The sequence below is a fragment of the Paenibacillus sp. FSL H3-0333 genome (genome assembly GCF_038002805.1).
Classification (GTDB): Bacteria; Bacillota; Bacilli; order Paenibacillales; family Paenibacillaceae; genus Paenibacillus_AQ; species Paenibacillus_AQ silagei.
The window spans coordinates 5,250,472-5,270,612 of record NZ_JBBODG010000001.1; the positions used below are offsets into that span (position 1 = coordinate 5,250,472).

Here is a 20,141-nt window from a genome sequence, read left to right on the forward strand (position 1 = left end):
ACACTATAATGACGCAATCTTTGTTTCCGGAAGGCTTCCTGTGGGGAGGCGCTCTCTCCGCCTGTCAGGCGGAGGGTGCTTACAATATAGACGGCAAGAGCCTGACCATTCCTGATGTGATGAAATTCAACTCCAATAACGATCGTAAAGTAACCAAGCAGATAAAGATTAACCGCGAGATGATTGAAGAGGCCAAAAACGATCCGGATACTGTGAAATATCCAAAACGGCGCGGCATCGACTTTTACCACACGTTCCGTGAGGATATCGCTCTGTTCGCCGAAATGGGCTTCAAGGTCTTCCGTTACTCCATCGCATGGGCCCGTGTATTCCCGGGCGGAGACGATGCCGCCCCGAACGAGAAGGCATTGCAATTCTACGATCAGGTGATTGAGGAGTGCCTGAAGCACGGCATGGAGCCGCTGATCACCATTAGCCATTTCGATACGCCGATCGTGCTGATTGACAAATTCGGCGGCTGGTATAACCGCAGGCTGGTGGACTTATATGTCAACTACTGCGAGGTGTTATTCAAGCGTTACAAGGGCAAAGTAAAGTATTGGGTGACGTTCAATGAAATCAATATGAGTGTCAAAGCCGGAGCAAAAACACTCGGAATTATCGAATACGATGCACCGAATTATGAGGAAATGCTGTTCCAGGGGTTACACCATCAGTTCGTGGCAGCATCCAGAGCAACCCGGTTGGCACATGAGATTGATCCGGGTAACCAAATCGGCAGCATGGTCGCTTACTTCACGACCTATCCGTACACCTGCAAACCGGAGGATGCCCTCCAGATGCAGAAGGATGACCAGATGAAAAACCAGTTCTTCCTCGATGTCTTGAACCTGGGCGAGTATCCTTATTACGCCAAGACTTATTTCAAAGACAAAAATATCACGCTGCACATCGAGGATGGCGATCTGGATAGCATCCGTGCACATACGGCGGATTACGTCGGTATGTCCTACTACAACTCCATGATCTCCAGCAGTGACACAGAACAGCTCGAACTGACGGCAGGCAACGTACACAGTGTCTATAAAAACCCGCATTTGCCGGAAAATGAGTGGGGCTGGCAGATCGACCCTGTTGGGCTGCGGTATACGTTGAATCTGGTGTATGACCGCTACAATAAGCCTGTGTTTATTCTGGAGAACAGCTCAGGCTTCTACGACAAGTTGAATGAAGACGGTACTGTGAACGATCCTTACCGCATAGAATTCTTGAGAAAACATATCGAACAGATGGGGCTGGCCATTCAGGATGGTGTCGAAATGATAGGCTATACCATGTGGGGGCCGATTGACATGATCAGCTCTTCTACCTCGGAAATGAGCAAACGTTACGGTTTCATCTATGTGGATCAGGATGACTACGGCAACGGGACGATGAAGAGAACCCGCAAGGATTCCTTCTATTGGTATCAGAATGTTATCCGGACGAACGGGGCCGAGCTGTAGGCAGTATGAATATACTACGGTCTGTCCAAAAAATACCCGGCGGTCTGCTCATCGTCCCCATGCTGCTGGCAGCCGCCGTCAACACGGTGTTTCCGCAGCTGTTCGGCATTGGTGATCCTACAACCGCTCTGTTTACCTCCAGAGGAACGATGGTGCTTATCGGCTTGATCCTGTTTGTATCCGGGACGCAGTTGGACCTCCGCCTGCTCCCTGCTACACTGAAGCGCGCCGGGGTGCATGTTCTGGCAAGAATCCTGATCGCCTGGCTGATCGGCTGGGCCTTTGTGCAGGGGTTCGGCGCGGAGGGCTTCGGCGGCATCTCTGCCATTGCCTTCATCGCCGTGATGACAAGCTGCAATCCGGGGCTATATCTGGCACTGATGCATTCTTATGGAGATGAGATGGATCAGGCTGCCTTTGGAATTCTGAACCTGATCGCTGTTCCGGTCATTCCGGTCATGATCCTGAATTCGGCCAGCGGGGCAGGAATTGATTATCTTAGCGTGGCGGCCACGCTGCTTCCTTTTGCCGTAGGTATTCTGCTTGGCAATCTTGATGCTAACCTCCAGAGGATGTTTGCTCCGGGAACAGTTATCCTATTGCCATTCCTTGGCATTAGCTTCGGATCTAGCATCAACCTTAGCCTGGCCTTCCGGTCGAGCTTATCCGGCCTGCTGCTAACCTTACTCTTCTTCCTGCTTTGTCTGCTGCCGCTGGTTATGATTGACCGTCACTTGTTAAAACGCCCGGGGTATGCAGCGGCGGCTACCTGTTCAGTTGCCGGTCTATCGATGGTTGTGCCCGGGATGGCTGCCGGATTCAACCCGGCTTATGCTCCTTATGCGGATACAGCTATAGCACAGATTGCTTTTACTGTCATCCTGACTTCCATCACCATACCTTATGTGGTTAAACGGCTGGCTGGAAAAGTGAACTCGGCCGAAGCCGGCCATTAGCTGCAACCAGAGTCATCCATTGCGGTCCATTGCCTTCCCAGATTCGGGTCTGCGATTGGGCCGTTTTAATTTTTAGCTAAAAATTTAACTAGGTTTCAAAATTTCACTTGCTTTATTAAAGTTATCAGCTATAATAAAAAACATATCAAGCAAAACAAATTACGGAAAACAAAATTCGAGGAGGAATTACAATGACAACACTTAATATCGGAATTATTCTTGGAAGTACACGCCAGGGCCGCGTTAGCCCGCAGGTAGGCGAATGGGTGAAGGGGATCGCTGATGCCCGTGGAGATGCTAATTACGAAATCGTAGATATTGCTGACTTCAAGCTGCCGCTGCTCGGGGAGAGCGACAGCTACGCTGAAGCTCAGGCTTGGGCAGCTAAGCTGGCTACCCTGGACGGATTCGTATTCATCGTTCAGGAATATAACCACAGTCTCTCCGGTGCCCTGAAGAACGCACTGGATTCTGCCCGCGAAGAATGGAACAACAAGGCTGCCGGAATCGTCAGCTACGGCTCCGCCGGTGGCGCCCGCGCCGCTGAGCATCTGCGCGGAATTCTCGGCGAATTGTCCGTTGCCGATGTTCGTGTCCACCCGCTGCTCTCGCTGTTCACCGACTTCGAGAACGGCTCGGTGTTCAAGCCGGCTGACCTGCATGCTGCCAATGTCAATGCTATGCTGGATCAGGTCTTGGCCTGGAGCGGCGCGCTGAAGACACTACGCCAGTAAGAGTTCATTCGAAGCAGTTCCAGATCTGTAAAAGTCTAAACATGAAGCAAGGGGAATCTCCAGCCAAAGGCTGTGGAGATTCCCCTTATTTGTTCTACATTAGTAATTCTCATTAGTAATTCTCATTAGTAATTCTCGACCCTTATCGCGGAAGCAGCCGGCTGATCAGCTCTCTGCGGCTGGATACACCTGTCTTGGCGAAAATGGATTTCAAATGATCCTGTACCGTGTAGGCGGAGATATGCAGCGATTCCGCCAGCTCCTTGGTCGATAACCCCAGCGCCAGCAGCTCTGCCAGCTCCTTCTCCCGTGCGGTCAGGGCGAAGGCTTCGGCCAGCAGCCGGAAAACATCGCCGGAGCGGGCACTTACCAAGGATACGGCGAGCTGTGTCTGCGGGCCGCCAAGCAGGCTTGCGGTAACCGTCAGATACGCTCCGTCTCCGATTGGAAGACTTATTCTTGCCTGAGAAGTCCCGGTTCCGGCGGGCTTCTTCGCGCCGAGCACCCGCAGGCATACGGCACGCACCGGACCGGGAAGCTGCCCTTCTTCCAGCTGCTCCAGGCTCCAGATCTGCTTCAGCCAATAACGGGCTGCTGCATTCGCACTGACCGCTACCAGCCGCTCACTCAGCACCAGAATACCGTTATCCTCCGGCACTGCCCGGTCCGCTCCAGATACCGGCAGAACAGAGGCATACGCCCGCAGACGTTCAGCGATCAGCGGAGCTACCGAAGCCAGCAAGGCGCATTCCTGCTCCTGAAACGTCGGCTGGCCCAGCGGACGGAATAAGGTCAGGAACCCCCAGCAGACCCCGCCGGTGCGCAGCGCTACACGCAGCTCATCCCCGAATCCGGCGGGCTGCAGCACCTTGCGGTAACGCGCGCTTTTCTCCAGGCTTCCCCCGGTCACTCCGCTTAAGCAGACTGCCGGAATATCCGACACCGCTAACTGCTCATACTTCATATAATCCTCATGCAGATATTCATACTCGAACAATTGCGGATGAACCTCTTCAAGTCCCTGTTCCGTGACTGCCCCTGTGGTTAAAAGCGTGTGCGGGTCTACTGTCGTACAACAGGCCGCAGCGAACGGAATCAGCAGGCGGAGCCTGGCAATCACCGCTTCGCGGTACTGCTGTGAATCCAGAACCGGACCACCCCGGACAGGGTCAAGCTGTAGAATGCTTCTCATAACCTCGTTCATCTTCTGTCCTCCCCGAAATCCCACAAATGTGGGATGGTCTGCCGCCCGCTTAAGCCGGATAATGATACGTAACGTTAATTATACCGCAGATTCTGCAATCCACCACGAAGGACGGGAATACTCATGAAAACAGATATTGTAGTAATCGGCGGCTACGGGCATGTCGGGTCACAGATATGCCGGCTACTCGGGGCACAGCACCCCGGCAAGGTCTACGCGGCAGGAAGAAACCTGAACCGGGCCGAGGAATTCTCCCGCAGTACCGGCGGATATGTGAAGCCGCTGCGCCTGTCGGCAGAGAAGCCGCTTCCCCCAGAGCTGCTGGGGAAGGTCAAGCTGGTCGTCATGTGTCTGGATCAGCAGGACACCCGGCTGGCCGAAGCCTGCCTCCAGAGCGGCACCCATTATGTAGATGTCTCGGCAAGCGGAGACTTCCTGACTATGCTGCAAAGGCTCGACCCTGTGAAGCATAAGCTCAAGGCGGCAGCAGTGCTGAGTGTCGGCCTCGCACCAGGGCTAACCAACCTGCTTGCGGCAAGGGCCGTCCAGGAGCTGGACCATACAGAGCAGATCGACATCTCGATCATGCTGGGACTGGGTGACAGCCATGGACAGGCGGCTATGGAGTGGACGGTGGACAACCTTGGAGCCGACTTCGAGATTACCGAGCACGGCAGACCGCGCACCGCCTCAAGCTTCACGGAGGCTAAGACTGCGGATTTCGGGTTTGCTTTGCGGACGCATAGAGCCTACCGGTTTCCTTTTTCGGATCAGATGACTCTGCCTCAGACCCTTGCCGTACCTTCCGTCTCGACCCGGCTCTGCTTCGATTCTCGGAGCATGACCTCAGCCGCAGCGCTGCTGCGCCGCACCGGACTCTCCCGTCTGCTGCGTAACCGGACACTCCGCAACCTCGCGGTCCAGGCGTTCACCCGCTTCCGCTTCGGCTCCGAGCGCTACGCGGTCAAAGTCGATGCCTGTGGCATGAAGGACGGTATACCCGCCTCCAGAGAATACGGAATCACAGGCGTACATGAAGCATCCATCACAGCGGCAACGGCTGCTGGAGTCACCTTGAGACTCTATGAGTCAGCACCGTCTCCCGGTGTCTATCACATTGAACAGCTATTCTCCCTTGATTCCAACGGGGAACAATGTTCGCTAATCCCTTCCGTCTCCGGCGGAACCGGGCCGTCCTTCCGTTATCCGCTGGACGGCCTGGCTTATTGGACACGGTCCGGCAGGCCATGATGGCCTTAACTGTGTTCCCCGCCGCGCCGCCCGGCCTTAACATGCTTAAGCTGGGCGACGATAATCACACTGATAATCACCAGCAGGAACCATGAGCTGATCTTGCCGAAGCCGACCAGCTGCCAGCTCCCGTGCTGGTCCGGGTATTGCCACGCCCCCAGGAAGGTCGCAATATTCTCGGCCAGCCAGATGAAGAAGCCTACAATGGCAAAAGCCAGCACAAGCGGCATCCGGTACGTCTTGCCCTGCACCCGGTAGATGATCCAGGTTCTCCAGAATACCACTACTACCAGGGCTGTCAGCCACCAGCGGAAATCCGGAATATAGTGGTGGGTGAAGAAGTTCAGATAGATCGCTCCGCCCAGCAGTCCCGCAGCGGCAAGACCCGGCCAGCCGGTCAACTCCATCTTCAGCCTGCGCCAGATCTGGCACATGTAGCTTGCCACACTGGCATACATGAATCCGCTGTACAGCGGCACACCGAGCAGCTTCGCATAACCGGGTTCCGGGTAGGCCCAGGAGCCCATTCTTATTTTATACATCTCCAGCACCAGTCCAATCCCATGAAACACACAGATCACCTTGATCTCATCCAGCGTCTCCAGCCCGCTCCGGTACATCAGATACTGCACAGTAAGCAGGATTAGCAGAATCAGATCATAGCGGTGGATGAACGGCAGCTCGATTGTGCGGGTCAGGATTAACGTTCCAAAGATCGCTACAGGAAAGATACAGCTCATCGCCTGATGATACCCGAAGTGCAGCAGCCGTGTCATGGATCTCAATAACGTTCCCTCCCCGCTCCCGGCGCTCATTATTCCGTGGTATCCGCTGTATATTCCAGAATATCTCCCGGCTGGCAGTCGAGCGCCTTACATATCGCCTCAAGCGTTGAGAAACGGATCGCTTTGGCCTTGCCGTTCTTCAGAATGGACAGGTTCGCCATCGTAATGCCCACCCGGTCCGTAAGCTCGGTTACGCTCATTTTCCGTTTGGCCAGCATGACATCAATGTTGATTATAATCGCCATGGTCGTCACCTCAGACTGTCAGATCATTTTCAGATTTCAGTTCAATAGCGTCTTTCAAAAGCTTCTGGAGAACTGCCGCGAACACGGCAATGACCAGCGAGGCAAAAATAAGGATCATCCCGATGACGATGATCCCCGGAGCATCATCCTTCTCCGCCATCAGATAGAACAGTGGCATACCTATAACGAATATCCCGCTGATGGCCACTGCGCAGTGCTTGATATTCTTCAGCACCTGTACCGAAGCCTCCGAGAAGGCCATGTTCTGGTCAATATACCCCAGCAGCCTGAAGGTCTGATAGAGCGCAATGTAGAAAGCTACCGCCGCCCCGTATAAATCAATCATGACCAGAGCCTTGAGGTACGCATGCTCCGGATACAGCTCGGCTGCAAAGCCGGCGATGGACGGAACCGCAAAGATGCACAGGGCCAGTGCACCCATGCCCAGCAGAAGAATCACAGCCTTCAAAAAAGTGGTTGAAGCGGGTTTACGTTTCATCAAGACAAGCACCTCACTCATTAATTGTGAGTTCAATTTAACACAGAATTTATCGTTTATCAATATATTTCGATTGAATAATAATATTTAATTATTGTTTTATCATTGCCGGCAGATGTCAATAAACCGCTGTAGCCCGGCTGACAGGGTCTCGTTCTTGCGTGTACAGACAGCAATATGGTTGCTAAGCTGAATACCCTCCACCTGTACCCGGCATAACTGCTTCCACTCCACATAGTCCCGCACAGCCAGCGAGGAGATGAAGTTGGCGCCATACCCTGCCATGACCGAACGAATGACTTCGCCCAACCCGCTGAATTGCAGGGTCACACGCGGCGGCTTCAGGCCGTAGGTTGTACAGAGCGAGACCAGACGTTCCCGGGTGGAGCTGCCTTCCTCACGCATCACGAACGGCTCCTGCATCATCTCCGGCAGCGATACCATACCATTGGCAAAAGGATGGGAAGGGGCCACTACGAACCACAGCTCATCCTCAAACAGCTCCAGCCAGTCTACATCCTCCGGCTTCTCCTTGGCTCCGCCCCCGTAAAAGGCCACATCTGCTTCATGACGCTGCAATTGTTCAAAGGCCTGCGTGGAATTGGTCGTGGTAATCTCAATCTCCATCTCAGGCTGCCCCGCCTTGAACCGGGCGGCCCAGCCCGGGACCAGGAAATTCGCCGGAAGATAGGTGGCGGCAATGCGCAGCTTCCCCTTCCGTCCCTGGCGGTAATCCTCTACGAACTCCTCAATCCGTTCTTCATAGGTGAAGAGATTGCCTGCCTGCTTCGCCAGCTCTGTCCCGAAGGGAGTCAGCGAGATTCCCCGGCCGCTGGGACTACACAGCGGCAGCCCCAACTCCTTCTCCAGTCTCTTGATCTGGCTGGTCACCGCCGGCTGGCTGATCCTCAGCCGGGCAGCCGCCTTCGTAACGCTTCCCGTCTCGGCTACATAATAAAAAAGCCTCAGTGCATGAATGTTCATAAATGCGCTCCTATTCATAGGTTGTATTCATAGGCTTCATTCATAATCAATACTTATGATTATGACATTAACATATATTAGTATTATGAATGATAATCCCTTATATTTAAAGCAGTTCTAATACACCAATACAAAAACACAACTAACGGAGGGATTCACATGGAAGAACAAAGTAAATGGAGTAAGGTCGATACCTATTTCAGTGACAGGCTGCTGGCGGCAGATCCGGTCCTGGACGCTGTGCTGGATGCGAATGCCGGGGCAGGCTTACCGGCGATTGATGTCGCTCCGAATCAGGGGAAGCTGCTGTATCTGCTCGCCCTTATGAAGGGAGCGTCCAACATTCTGGAGATCGGCACCCTGGGCGGTTATAGCACCATCTGGCTGGCGCGGGCATTGCCGGAGACGGGCAGGCTGGTCTCGCTGGAATTCGAGCACAAGCATGTTGTAGTAGCTGAGGATAACCTGAGAATGGCGGGGCTGGCAGACAAGACAGAGGTAATTGAAGGCCCGGCGCTGGATTCGCTGGCGCTACTGGAAGCCCGGGGCGATGAGCCGTTTGACTTCATCTTCATTGATGCCGACAAGCCTAATAATCCGAATTACCTGAAGTGGGCGCTGAAGCTGGCCCGGCCGGGCGCGGTCATTGTGGCTGATAACGTAGTGCGTGACGGCGAGGTTATTGACCCGGGCAGTAAGGATGACCGGGTTCAAGGCATCCGGCAGTTCATGGAGCTGCTCTCCGCAGAGCCGCGTATAGACGCTACTGCTATACAGACAGTAGGCAGCAAGGGCTATGATGGCTTCGTGCTCGGCATTGTCACCGCACATAATAACCCCTAAGGATAACGAATAACCCGCAGGCAAGGATAGCAGTGCTTATCCGGCCTTGCGGGTTATTTGTTGTTGCGGGCTCTTTTTCGAACACAGGCATCTGCCTATTCCTTCGATAAGCCCTCAATCACCTGATCGATATTCCACTTGATCATCTTCAGATAGGTGTCGCCGTCTTCGCCTTCCTTAGCCAGAGAATCCGTGAAAATCTTGGAGTGCACCGGCACCCCGGTCTCGCGGGATATGGTCTCCATTGTCTTGGGGTTGACGCTCGTCTCCAGGAATAACGCCGGAATCTGCTTCTCCTTGATAATGCCGATAATCCGGTTCATCTGCTCCGGTGTTCCCTGGCTGTCCGTGTTGATCTCCCAGATGAAGGCGGACTCGAAGCCATAGGCCTTGGAAAAGTATTTGAAGGCCCCTTCACTGGTCACCAGAACGCGCTTCTCCTGCGGGACCTTGCTCACAGCTTCCTTGGCATACTGATCCAGCTCCGTCAGCTCCTTCACATATGCGGTCTGGTTATCCAGATAATACTGCTTGTTGTCCGGGTCCCGTTCGATCACACGCGCGGTAATAACGTCCACATACTTGACCGCATTTTGTATATCCAGCCAGGCATGAGGGTCAACCTGGGATTCCTTCCCCTTCTCGGTTAGGTACATCGGCGCAACCTCTTCAGAGACGGCAAACGCGGCCGCTTCCTTTTTCGTCACCTTGAGCAGATCCTGGAACCAGCCCTTCCCGGTCTCCAGATTCAAGCCGTTATAGAAAATAAGGTCCGCACTCGACACCTTGCCTGTATCTGCGGGCAGCGGATCATACATATGCGGGTCTGTGCCGATAGGCACCATGCTGTAGACCTCCGCTTTATCTCCGGTGATATTCCGGGTCATGTCGGCAATAATCGAATACGTGGCCACGATCTCCAGCTTACCGTCATCCGCTCCCCCCTTACTGGTGTTGGAACATGCTGCTAGTAGTAGAAGGAGTACGGATGCCGATAGTATTTTGAACAGTCTCATGCTTGCTTCAATCCTTTCCGCAGAAAATTATTTTTGGGCGATATGATGAATGAAATGCTGAACAGGGTGACGCCTACCAGCACGATTGTTGCACTTGTCGGCAGATTGTAGCGGAAGCTCACGTATACGCCGATGATCCCCGAGGCTGCCCCTACTGCAGAGGCTAAAACGATCATATGCAGTAAGGAATTAGACCACAGATACGAGGTGGCTGCCGGGATGACCAGCATAGCGATGACCAGCACAATCCCAACCTGGGACAAGGAGGAGACCGTCACTACGGAGAGCAGCATCATCAGCAGATAATGATAGAAGCCGGTCTTCAGCCCGTATGCCTTCGCTACCACCGGATCGAATGAGCTGATCAGCAGTTCTTTGTACAGCAGTGTAATAATGGCAAGCACCGCCAGCATGATGATGAAGGATTGCAGCAGCTCGGATTGCGGAACGGCCAGAATGTTGCCGAACAGAATATGAGTGAGATCCAGCCCGCTGCGGGCGAATGTAATCAAGACAATGCCGAGTGCAAAGAAGGAGCTGAGAATGATGCCGATGGAGGTATCGCTCTTAATATTGCTGCGGCTGGTGATGAATTGAATGAGAATAGCGGCTAACAGGCCAAATAACGAAGCACCCAGCAGGATGTTAATGCCCAGAATATAAGACAGGGCGACGCCCGGAAGCACCGCGTGAGATAAGGCATCGCCCATCAGCGACATTTTGCGCAGAACGATGAAGCTGCCTAGCGCCCCCGAGACAATCCCGAGGATAATCGCAGATAGCCCGGCGTTAATGGCGTACACTGGAATATTCAGCAGGCTGGATAGGGACTCAAGCATGAGCGGCACCTCCTGCCCCCTGGATCATTACATTGCCCAAGGAGGTACCGTAGGCTCTGCGGATATTCTCCGTGGTGAAGGTATCCTGCACATCTCCGAAGGCGATTAGCTGCTTGTTGAGCAGAATGATTTTGTCAAAATATTCTTCGACCTCATGCAGATCATGATGCACCACCAGGATGGTCTTGCCTTCCTCGCGGAGCTGCTTGAACAGGTTCACAATGATGCGCTCGCTGACCATATCAATGCCCACAAACGGCTCATCCAGGAAAAACACACTGGCCTCCTGGGCCAGCGCCCGGGCGATAAACACCCGCTGCAGCTGCCCGCCGGACAAATTGCTGATCTGCTTATCCGCAAGGTCACCGATCTCCACCATCGCCATACTGCGCTCCGCAATATTCCGCTCCTTCTTGCCCGGACGCCGGAACAGCTTCAGGTTCGGATAAGTTCCGGTCAGCACCGTATCCTTCACTGTAATGGGAAAAGTCAGGTCAATATCGTTCTTCTGCGGCACGTAGGCGATATTCCGTCTGTACAGGGCGATGTCCTTCCCCTCTGCCTTCACCGTTCCGCTTCTCTTCTTGATCACGTCCAGCAGCGCCTTAATGAATGTGGATTTACCGGCGCCATTGGGCCCGATAATGCCTACCGAATGCCCGAAGGGAATATCGAGCGTCACTCCTTCCAGCGCCGAATGGCCGAAATAATCAACATTTAAACCTTTAATCTGAATCATGTCAGCACCCCGTCTCTTATTTGGTCTATCTAGTCTTTTTAGGTTTTGGGATTGGCCGCAACTTGAATTATTCAGTTCAAACTATATGGCCTATTAATGTGTCTATTGTTTCTCATCTGCATATATGTTTCCTTAAGGAAACTTTTATTCTTATGGATAATATATTTGATCATAGGCAAATTGTCAACGGTAATTTAAATTTTAATTACAGTTTTGGCGTTGGTTAACGTTCAGAGGCAGCGCCTCCCTCTTAGCGGCAAACAGGTGGAAAAACGTATCTTAATTAGCCCACATCAGGCAACCTTAAGGAAACAAGTGGAAATAGTACAACAAAATTAGTTTGTTTGGGCTTCTGCGGCTGAATGGGCTGAAATTAAGTGTTGTTTATACAACTGTTGTCCGGGAAGCGCTCATTCGTTCATCAGCAAGTGGAGGAAATCCACCTAATTCCTAAGGTAAACGCCACTCTACCTCGGCGCGCACATTGTGTGCTTTTCCGCATTCATTCTGCCCTTGCACCCACCAACAAGTAAATTGTGTTCGCTTTTTCGCCTACATCCAGCTTACGTTCACCCGCTCCACACCTCCGCATAAGCAAGCTATCCTCCTGTTCACCCACCCTATCAACAAAAAAGCCTAACCCGGCGGCCGCGTGCGCGGACATCCTGATCAGACCGATGGAAGTTGCTCTATTAGCATTCCTACTACTACTATTCCCCTAGCTATGCCTCAAAAATCTCCTCCAGCACCCGCCCGTCCCCCGGCCCGAACTCCATCCCCAGAATCCGTCCCATCGTCGGGGCGATGTCGACCATCTCCAGGTCACCGATGGGGCAGCTCTGCTTGATCCCAGCCCCTGCGATGACGAGATTGCAGCGGTACCCGCTTGCATCCGGCGAGTAGCCATGCGTAGCATAGCGTATGCCTTCAGCCTGCAGATCGGTAATCAGCGTGTCCGCCAGCGCCTCATGAAGCTGTAGCCCCGCTGTGCTTCAAGCATGACTTTTGCCACCGGGCTGGCGTGGAGCTGCTTCAGCGACTCTTCCGTATATACACTCTCAATTCCCGGTGCACCGTCACGCCTATATTCATCCACCACCGCCAAGGCCAGCCGCTGCGCTTCCTCATCTCCGGGCTGCACATGCAGATAAGCTGAACCGCCGCCGCTCTGGAAGTAAGCCCGCCACTGCATCACGCCGTCCTTGTCATAGATCAGCCCCTTAGCCTGCAAAAGGTTGTTCAAATGCACCTTGTAGCGCACGTTGAACTGACCGTGGTCACCCAGTACCATAATCACCGTCTCCTCCCGGATTCCGGCATCCTCTACCGCCTGCATGATCTCACCCAGCCGGTTGTCCATCCGCAGGATGACATCGTCTACTTCCCCGCTATCTGTGCCGTACATATGCTTGGTGTCATCCAGGTCGATTAGATGCATCATGAGCAGGTTCGGCTTATGCCGCTTAATTGTATCGGCGGCGCATTTCGTGGTGAAGTTATCGAGCTGCGGCTGGGCAATGCCCTGCCTGATCCGTCCGTATTTCAGCTCCAGCCGGGCGCAGTACAGGGGACTGCCGCTTCGCAGTATCTTGAGCGCCTGATTCTCTCCTTTTAGCGCACGGATCTCCGGGATATTATACTGAATCGAGGACTTGCCGCTTACCGGCCAGAGCAGTCCCGCCGTACTCAGCCCCGCCTTACGCGCGGCATCATAGATCGTTGGCACCTGGACCGCCTCCCGGAACCAGAACCAGCGCTGCTCCTCCTCCGGCACGAACGGCTGCAGCGGATTGTTGTGATAGATGCCGTGTTTATCCGGGTAGACGCCGGTAGCGATGGTCGTATGTACCACGTAAGTGAGCGTGGGATAGACACTTCTGAGACGGTTGCTGTAGGCACCGCTGGTGATCAGCTTGGACAGATTGGGCAGGCGGCTGGCCATCTCCCAGTGATCTTCAGAGAAGGCATCATAGGAAATGACGATCAGATGCTTGGCTGCCGAGGGTGGTGGCGGTTGCAGTCCAGTAGATTCCATACTATGTCCCCTTTGGCAATGTGATGAAGATGAAGAAGCCGATCAGAAAGAGCGGAATAATTGACAAAATACTGTAGCGGGCATCCCCGATCAAGGTAGTGGTCAGAGACATTAAGGCAGGGCCGAGAATCGCCGCGAACTTGCCGAAAATATTATAGAACCCGAAGAATTCGTTGGAATTCTCCTTCGGGATGATTTTGGCGAAATAGGACCGGCTAAGCGCCTGAATACCGCCCTGTGCCGAGCCGATCAGCGCACCCAGCAGGAAAATATGCCATACCGAGCTAATGAAGAACGCTGCGATACAAGAAATAACGTAGGTGAAGATCCCGGCAATAATCAGATTCCGGGCGGAGTAGGTTTTGGCCAGATTGCCATAGAGAATCGCGCAGGGAAAGGCAATAATCTGGATGATGAGCAGAATTCCCAGCAGCGTGAAGGTATCCAGGGCATCTGTGCCGAGGACGGAGGTGGCGTAGGGAACGACCATTTTGATAATCGTATCCACTCCGTCAATATAGAAGAAGTAGGCGAGCAGGAACACAAAGACGATTCGGTGCTGGCGGATATTCCTGAAGGTGGCAGCGATACGCTGGAAGCTCTTGGAAACAGGCTTCGGCTCAGGCTCGATATAATATCTCTGCTTCACATCGCGGATCATTGGCACCGTAAGCAGCCCCCACCAGAGCGCCGTAATGATGAACCCGATCTGGTAGCCGATGGCCTTGTCCATCCCCAGCAGGAAGATCAGCAGCAGACTGATGCCGAACGGAATACAACTGAAGATATAGCCGTAGGCGAACCCCCGGGTTGACACCTTGTCCATCCGTTCATCCTCCGTAATATCCACCAGGAAGGAATCGTAGAAGATGTTGGACCCGGCGAAGCCGACCGCTGACAGAATGTAAAAGGCGATGAGCAGCTGCCATTGACCGCTGTCCGGGGACACGAAGGCCAGGGAGGCGGTTGCAAGGATACCAAGCGCAGCGAAAAAAATAAAAAAACGCTTCTTCCGGTCCTTATAATCGGCAATCGTGCCCAGAATCGGGCTGAGGACCGCGACCAGAATACTGGCGATGGAGTTGAAGTACCCCAGGTCCATGCTGCTGCCCACATTATCGAACATCCCGAAGATAATCGGCAGCAGCGCCGTAGTCACGGCCATCGAATAAGCGGAATTTCCGCAGTCGTACAGAATCCACGATCTCTCCTCTTTACTTAGCTTCATCTCATCTTCTCCTCTTATAACCGATTGTTTCAGTTATATCACGCCAACATATTAAGGATGTTAATGGGGTGTAAAATCACAGAATCACGTGCATTGCAATGCACATGGTCATTATAACCTGAATTCCCAAGGGATAGAGTAAAAGAATATAGGTCTATATAAGAAATCTAAGGCCAGCAGCGGCCGGAAGTCCAAATATTGATCGCAGTGACGACCAAGCTTTAGGTTAGGTTCTTAAGTTCACCTTCTATAACTCACTGGATAGATGCAGAATGGCAAAAATACTTTAGAAATAAATGTTGTAGATTTTGCAACTTAGAATCATTGATAATCAGGTATTAAGATGGATTGTTGCATAAAATGCAGGAATAATTCTGCTAAGCCGCTTGGACAAGGGGTGAATTCTGCCTTTTGTACAACAATTTTTCGATTGGAGGTGATATGAGGAGGGAAATGTTGCATTTGGGGCAGGATTCTATGAAAAGAAAGATACGCCCTTACTCAGAAAGGACTTCATTCTCACAATTATCATTATCCCCGGTACCCCAGACACGGCTATCGACGTTCTCCGGCAGCACTCCAAAGAGGCCCATGCATAATCGCATGGGCCTCTCCTATGTCAAGCCTTAATGATCCGCTTGCACAGCAAGCTCATCCTTCCTGAATGTCCGCTTGATCCAGGCGTAAGCTTTGGCAAAAGCATAAACGATGCAGAAGGAGCAAGAAATTGTCGTCAGATAGACCAGAACCAGCGCTACAAAGAACGGCAACTGGTCAACCAAACCGCCAAACAGCTTCAGTACGAAGTATAGAATGAACACATTCGCTGTAAACGCGCGGTACGCATACGTGGACAACCATTTATAGAACGGAAGCGCGCGTGAGTTCTTGTGAATCAGATGTCCGGCAAGCATGTGAATAAGGGCGATGACTACCAGACTGTACAGGGTCATGGATGGTTTCAGGTAGATCAGATTGCCGAAGCTCATATCCTCGAATCCGAAGCTGAAGAATTCACGGTTGGTCCATATGAGCAGCAGCAGCATGACCGGAATAAGAATGAACTGGAAGCGGCGGAGTATTCCGTCGAATTGCTCCTTATGCACCCAGGCGATTCCGCCGAGCAGGGCATAAATAAAGTAGCTGACGAACACGCGGTCCAGATACCGCAGACTGGTGGCATAAGCACCGTGGAACACATACGTATCATACATCCACAGCCACGCACCAAAGATGATGAAGCTTACAGCGAGCAGCGGGATCACACGTGACGGCTTGGAGAGGAACTTGTAGCAGATATAGATCAGTACCGGCATCAGCATTTGGAATTGCAGCATCATAACCGTATACCAATACTGGGGCGAAGCGTTGCCGACAACGTAAGATTCAATCAGTGTCCAGAAGGATGTCGCATGCCGATTGACCTGCACCCCAGGAATAAAGATCAGGCTTGCTGTGGCCCACAGGAAATACGGAATCACCAGTTCATTGAATTTCTCTTTGTAAAAATGGCCCGGCTTCGTATGCTGATTCCCTTTCACCATTCCATATACAATTGCGAAAATAAAGACAGGCGCGGTGTATTTGACCATAGTGTAAATTACGGCCAGCAGGGCCATATCCGAATGGCTGTGAGCATGCTTCAGGAACATTCCCAGTACGCTTTGCAGAATGGCTCCACTGACGGCAAACACCTTGAGTATATCGCTTTCGTTAATATTAAGTTGTGAGTCCACTGTATTCTCCATAATTTGTACGTAACCGTCTGAGGAGGACGGGTTTCCTCCCCCACGGTAGTACTTCCTCCCTTAGTCTCATTGATAGAATCCACTTACCGCCACGGATTCCTGACCAGCCTCGGACCCTGTGCAGTCCGCAGCATTACCGTGTCTGCCCGTCTGCCGACCAGTTCACGCAGGATGTAGGCGCCTTCCGGTGCCTCCAGCTGGATGTCGATCCGGACTCCGAGCTTATCCAGCCCGCACAGCAGGATTTCCGCCTGCTTACCATCGGTAGCTACCGGAGTATTGATTACAACATCAAGGTCGCTGGTTTCCTTCATCGCAGGATAACCTGTAACCATTTCGAAGCCCGCACTGCCGGTCGGTCCCCATTGCCAGTCTCTCATTAACTCCGCTACCCGATCCATGATCTTGGAGACAGGCAGCCCTTGCCTTTCAGCAGACAATGCCGTCCACATCCGCCGTTCCGTAATCTCATAAGGTGTAATGCTCCTCCCTATCCCCTGCGGAGCAAGGAAGGCTGCGTGCCGCTGATTCCGCTCTGTTCCCCGAATCCCTACGGGTATGCTGCCATCCTGGAGAGGCTCTGCCCTGCGGCCAACTACAAAGGGAGTTTGCTTCAGTGAGGCGGCTGCCCACATCGGGACCTCCTCGGAACGCAGGCAGGACAGACTGCTGACTTCAATTAGATCATGCGTCCTGATTACCATTGCTCCCTGAGCAAGCTGCGCACTTTAAGTGTTGCCAAGCGGCCGCCGGCCAGAGCTTCGTCCGTCTGCAAGCGGAAGCTCAGGTCACGGGGTGCTCCCTGGGTGGACCCAATCGCTTCAACAATAGTCTGCTCAACGGTAGCAATATCACCTGCCTGAGGTTCGTCTGCCTCAATGCCGGACAGCAGTGTATACAGGGGACCCAGCGTGCTGTAACTGTTCACATCATAAGCCATAGCCGGAACCTTCTTGCTTGCCTCCTCCAGCTCCTCAATGGTCCGCTTCGTGATTCGTGCTGCGGAGGCCTTGGACATCGCCTGAATATTGATCTTGGAGTCATCAAGTGCAATCAGCCGGTTCGATTGAAGACCGTGGGAGAGGAAGGCTCCGGAGATCGCATTGCCGACAATCACGCCGATGACCGGATGACCCTTCAGTCTTGCCGTTGCGTACGCATCGGTGCTGGCTGCAAGCGCCAGGCTGATGCCGACCATCTCTTCCTTATAGCCATAGGCTTGACTTGGCACATCAATAACAGCGATGATCGGGCGTTTGTGCTCTTTGTCTTCGTCTTGCTTGATGGCATCTCTTACGATCTGGGCCAGTGTCCAGCCTTCCAGCAAACCAACCTCCCCAGCGCGGGCGCGCTTGAAACGGCTGCCGGAATCAGGAACGACCGATATTACCCTGCATAATTGCCCATTCTTCTCTACGTCGGCAGCAAGTACGGAAGGAACCTCACTGACCGGATGGGCAATCCCTGTCAGATGGGAGAACCAGCGGTATCCCCTGCCGTCCGCAGCATCCGCCGAGCCCTCCCGAGCCATTGGAACAGGCTGCGGAGCGGCTGTCTGCTGCTTGTAGAATTCCCGGTAGCGTTCAGGCGTCCATTCCGCTTCAGTATCCAGATGGTTCAGCAGGTTAAGATAGAACTCTACTTGCTCAGTTCTAGCAGGCTTGACTGGTGCTTCCAGAGCTGTAAGAACAGCTGCAATGACCGCTTCAGTCGCATCTTCTACAACCTCATCTACAAGACCTGTAACCAAACGCTGATTAGCGCCAATCGTATTCCAGATCAGGGCCTTGTCGCTGGCATCAAACTCCATAACCCCGGCTTCCTGTTCGATAACCTCAGGGCCGTTCAGACCGAGTCGGGCTTTCTTGGTAGCGATGAGGGTCGTGAACAGCTCCGCCGTAATCGACATTCCGCCAAAGGCTCCGACGCGTCCGGGAATCAGTCCCACTACCGGAATAACCTTCCGCAGGGCCACAATTTGTGTACAGATCTCTGAGATCGACAGCAGCCCATAGTTCGCTTCCTGAAGCCGGACGCCGCCGGTATCAAAGATCATCACCGGATAAAGCTTATTGCCTCTGAGGTTCTCTTCCAGCGCCAGCTCCAGCGCACCGGCAATTTTGGCTCCGCTGACTTCCCCGATGCCTCCGCCCTGGAAGGCACCCTCCATTGAAATGACCAGCACCTTCCGTCCCCGGAGCTCGCCTAGTACCAGCACAATTCCGTCATCGCTCTGCGGGACAATGCCCTGCGGTTCAAGATGCGGGGATTCCATCTTGTCGAGCGGGCCCAGCAGCTCACGATAAGTCCCTTGATCGAGCAGCGCTCTGGCACGTTCGCGTCCATTCAACTCTACAAAACTATTCTGCATAATCCAGCACCTCCAGCACCTGGGATAATCTTAAGGCCACTACTCCCGGAGTAGCTCCGAAGTCATGTACTGTAACCTTGGCGTGAATCGGATAACGTGTGAAGAACCGCTCCAGTACGTTATTCCATACCTGTCCAAAGCCATCGCTTCCTGTAAGAACACTGACGGTAGTGAATTCGCCTTCGGCCGGTTCCATAATAATCTCCAGATCTCCTGATCCAACAACACCGATATGCGCCGGTTTCTCAATCGGCTTCGTAGTTCTATATTGAAATTGCAGTTTCTCCATCTGCAGGAACACCTCCGTAAAATTCTTATAATTCAAGTAGAAACGCCTTTGCCCGTCTTAAATAAGGGCGGTGCCGTTTCAGCGTCTATCTAGAAACAATGTCGCGGCGAGAAGATCAGCACTGCCTCCAGGCGAAAGCCTTCTAGTATGGCAGTATTCAGACAATCGGCAGAATACTTCCCTGCCTGTCTGTGAACTGAAGCCTCCTGCATGGAGGAAGGCTCTGGACGACTGCTGGATCACTATCAGATCCGACCAGCTTCCGCGGTGCAGGATGCAGGTGTCTTCGACGGAAGACATCAAGGCGAGAAGGGCCTCAATCCGCGCTTCCTCCTCTGTCTTTCCAGCGGCTCTGGCCCGGAGTAAAGATGGCAGCGCAGCCTCTTTGATATGAGGGAATCCCCGCTGTGCTTCCTCGGCGGCTCCAGCTATCTTGTATTTCCGCTTAACCGCCTGACCGTTGGTAGACCCGGGCGGTACATCGCGGTCTTCAAAGGAGGCAAGCTGTCCGGCGATGCTCATGATCCGGTTCGGATCATGTTCGCCGGGACAAGCTGCACGCACACTGGTCAGCAGACCGAGCGCCCAGATGGCCCCTTTATGCGTGTTCACACCGCCTGTAGCAGCAAGCATATGCTGTTCGCCTTCGCGTCCGATGACAGCAATCTTCTCACGCAAGGACTGATTCACCGGATGGAGATACGAGACATCCGCAATTCTCTGAAACGTCCCTTCGAGTGCATGAGCCGATGCCAGCATAAGCCCGACGGACATATCCGTATGGGAGCCACTGTCCCTGGCATCGACAAGTCCAGGCTTCGGCGTTAGCAGCGCCTCCTCGACCAGAGCCTGCACAGCTTTGGCGGCCAGACCAGCTCCGAACGTTGTACTTGCTGCGGCTAACATAAG

General features: G+C 53.2%; 20 protein-coding genes. 5 read left to right on the top strand and 15 right to left on the bottom strand.

What is annotated here, in order from left to right:
- Positions 1-8 precede the first annotated feature (8 nt).
- The 3 genes from MHH78_RS23605 (at position 9) to MHH78_RS23615 (ending at position 3,156) form a co-directional block, all read left to right on the top strand.
- Complete coding sequence (locus MHH78_RS23605) at positions 9-1,466, top strand: glycoside hydrolase family 1 protein (protein ID WP_341168992.1); 1,458 nt, start codon at positions 9-11, stop codon at positions 1,464-1,466.
- A 5-nt stretch (positions 1,467-1,471) separates the two neighbouring features.
- Positions 1,472-2,422 (top strand): 2-keto-3-deoxygluconate permease, encoded by a 951-nt coding sequence (locus tag MHH78_RS23610; RefSeq protein WP_341168993.1) that lies wholly within the window; start codon positions 1,472-1,474, stop codon positions 2,420-2,422.
- 191 nt (positions 2,423-2,613) lie between these two features.
- Positions 2,614-3,156 carry an NADPH-dependent FMN reductase gene (locus tag MHH78_RS23615; RefSeq protein ID WP_036729889.1) on the top strand — a complete coding sequence of 181 codons (543 nt, stop codon included), beginning with the start codon at positions 2,614-2,616 and terminating at the stop codon, positions 3,154-3,156.
- Positions 3,157-3,298: 142 nt separating this feature from the next.
- Here MHH78_RS23615 and MHH78_RS23620 read toward each other — a convergent pair whose 3' ends face one another.
- Entirely contained in the window at positions 3,299-4,360 is a 1,062-nt protein-coding gene (locus MHH78_RS23620; protein WP_341168994.1) for a LuxR C-terminal-related transcriptional regulator, read from the bottom strand.
- 123 nt (positions 4,361-4,483) lie between these two features.
- Here MHH78_RS23620 and MHH78_RS23625 point away from each other — a divergent pair, with 123 nt between their 5' ends.
- A complete protein-coding gene (locus tag MHH78_RS23625; RefSeq protein ID WP_341168995.1) occupies positions 4,484-5,611 on the top strand; it encodes a saccharopine dehydrogenase family protein in 1,128 nt (375 codons plus the stop codon).
- A gap of 5 nt (positions 5,612-5,616) precedes the next feature.
- On the opposite strand, the gene MHH78_RS23630 is transcribed toward MHH78_RS23625, so the two are convergent.
- From MHH78_RS23630 to MHH78_RS23645, 4 genes are all read right to left on the bottom strand, one after another.
- Positions 5,617-6,396: a DUF817 domain-containing protein gene (locus MHH78_RS23630; RefSeq protein WP_341168996.1), complete on the bottom strand. Its 780-nt coding sequence runs from the start codon at positions 6,394-6,396 to the stop codon at positions 5,617-5,619.
- A 29-nt stretch (positions 6,397-6,425) separates the two neighbouring features.
- The gene (locus MHH78_RS23635) at positions 6,426-6,641 is read right to left on the bottom strand and encodes a helix-turn-helix domain-containing protein (protein WP_076073844.1); all 216 of its coding nucleotides are present in this window, start codon (positions 6,639-6,641) and stop codon (positions 6,426-6,428) included.
- Positions 6,642-6,651: 10 nt separating this feature from the next.
- A complete protein-coding gene (locus MHH78_RS23640; protein WP_076073827.1) occupies positions 6,652-7,140 on the bottom strand; it encodes a DUF2975 domain-containing protein in 489 nt (162 codons plus the stop codon).
- A gap of 102 nt (positions 7,141-7,242) precedes the next feature.
- Positions 7,243-8,124, bottom strand: a complete 882-nt coding sequence (locus MHH78_RS23645) for a LysR family transcriptional regulator (RefSeq protein WP_341168997.1) — start codon at positions 8,122-8,124, stop codon at positions 7,243-7,245.
- A 159-nt stretch (positions 8,125-8,283) separates the two neighbouring features.
- Here MHH78_RS23645 and MHH78_RS23650 point away from each other — a divergent pair, with 159 nt between their 5' ends.
- The gene (locus MHH78_RS23650) at positions 8,284-8,967 is read left to right on the top strand and encodes an O-methyltransferase (protein ID WP_341168998.1); all 684 of its coding nucleotides are present in this window, start codon (positions 8,284-8,286) and stop codon (positions 8,965-8,967) included.
- A 95-nt stretch (positions 8,968-9,062) separates the two neighbouring features.
- Here the strand turns inward: MHH78_RS23650 and MHH78_RS23655 are convergent, their stop codons facing one another.
- The 10 genes from MHH78_RS23655 to MHH78_RS23700 form a co-directional block, all read right to left on the bottom strand.
- Complete coding sequence (locus MHH78_RS23655) at positions 9,063-9,983, bottom strand: metal ABC transporter substrate-binding protein (RefSeq protein WP_340941656.1); 921 nt, start codon at positions 9,981-9,983, stop codon at positions 9,063-9,065.
- Positions 9,980-10,822, bottom strand: a complete 843-nt coding sequence (locus MHH78_RS23660; RefSeq protein ID WP_036729903.1) for a metal ABC transporter permease — start codon at positions 10,820-10,822, stop codon at positions 9,980-9,982. Before MHH78_RS23660 ends, MHH78_RS23655 begins: the two co-directional genes overlap by 4 nt.
- Complete coding sequence (locus tag MHH78_RS23665; protein WP_340827797.1) at positions 10,815-11,558, bottom strand: metal ABC transporter ATP-binding protein; 744 nt, start codon at positions 11,556-11,558, stop codon at positions 10,815-10,817. Before MHH78_RS23665 ends, MHH78_RS23660 begins: the two co-directional genes overlap by 8 nt.
- 949 nt (positions 11,559-12,507) lie before the next feature.
- Positions 12,508-13,596 carry an alkaline phosphatase family protein gene (locus MHH78_RS23670; RefSeq protein WP_341168999.1) on the bottom strand — a complete coding sequence of 363 codons (1,089 nt, stop codon included), beginning with the start codon at positions 13,594-13,596 and terminating at the stop codon, positions 12,508-12,510.
- 1 nt (position 13,597) lies between these two features.
- The gene (locus MHH78_RS23675) at positions 13,598-14,824 is read right to left on the bottom strand and encodes an MFS transporter (protein WP_341169000.1); all 1,227 of its coding nucleotides are present in this window, start codon (positions 14,822-14,824) and stop codon (positions 13,598-13,600) included.
- Between the two features lie 626 nt (positions 14,825-15,450).
- Entirely contained in the window at positions 15,451-16,560 is a 1,110-nt protein-coding gene (locus MHH78_RS23680; RefSeq protein WP_341169001.1) for an acyltransferase family protein, read from the bottom strand.
- Between the two features lie 95 nt (positions 16,561-16,655).
- Positions 16,656-17,276, bottom strand: coding sequence for a malonate decarboxylase holo-ACP synthase (locus MHH78_RS23685; RefSeq protein WP_341169002.1), 621 nt, complete (start codon positions 17,274-17,276; stop codon positions 16,656-16,658).
- Positions 17,270-18,943 carry a biotin-independent malonate decarboxylase subunit beta gene (gene mdcD, locus MHH78_RS23690; protein WP_341169003.1) on the bottom strand — a complete coding sequence of 558 codons (1,674 nt, stop codon included), beginning with the start codon at positions 18,941-18,943 and terminating at the stop codon, positions 17,270-17,272. The genes MHH78_RS23685 and mdcD overlap by 7 nt, the downstream gene beginning before the upstream one ends.
- Positions 18,933-19,232 (bottom strand): malonate decarboxylase subunit delta, encoded by a 300-nt coding sequence (locus tag MHH78_RS23695; protein WP_339314853.1) that lies wholly within the window; start codon positions 19,230-19,232, stop codon positions 18,933-18,935. The genes mdcD and MHH78_RS23695 overlap by 11 nt, the downstream gene beginning before the upstream one ends.
- Before the next feature lie 78 nt (positions 19,233-19,310).
- Positions 19,311-20,138: a triphosphoribosyl-dephospho-CoA synthase gene (locus tag MHH78_RS23700; RefSeq protein ID WP_341169004.1), complete on the bottom strand. Its 828-nt coding sequence runs from the start codon at positions 20,136-20,138 to the stop codon at positions 19,311-19,313.
- Positions 20,139-20,141: the final 3 nt, after the last annotated feature.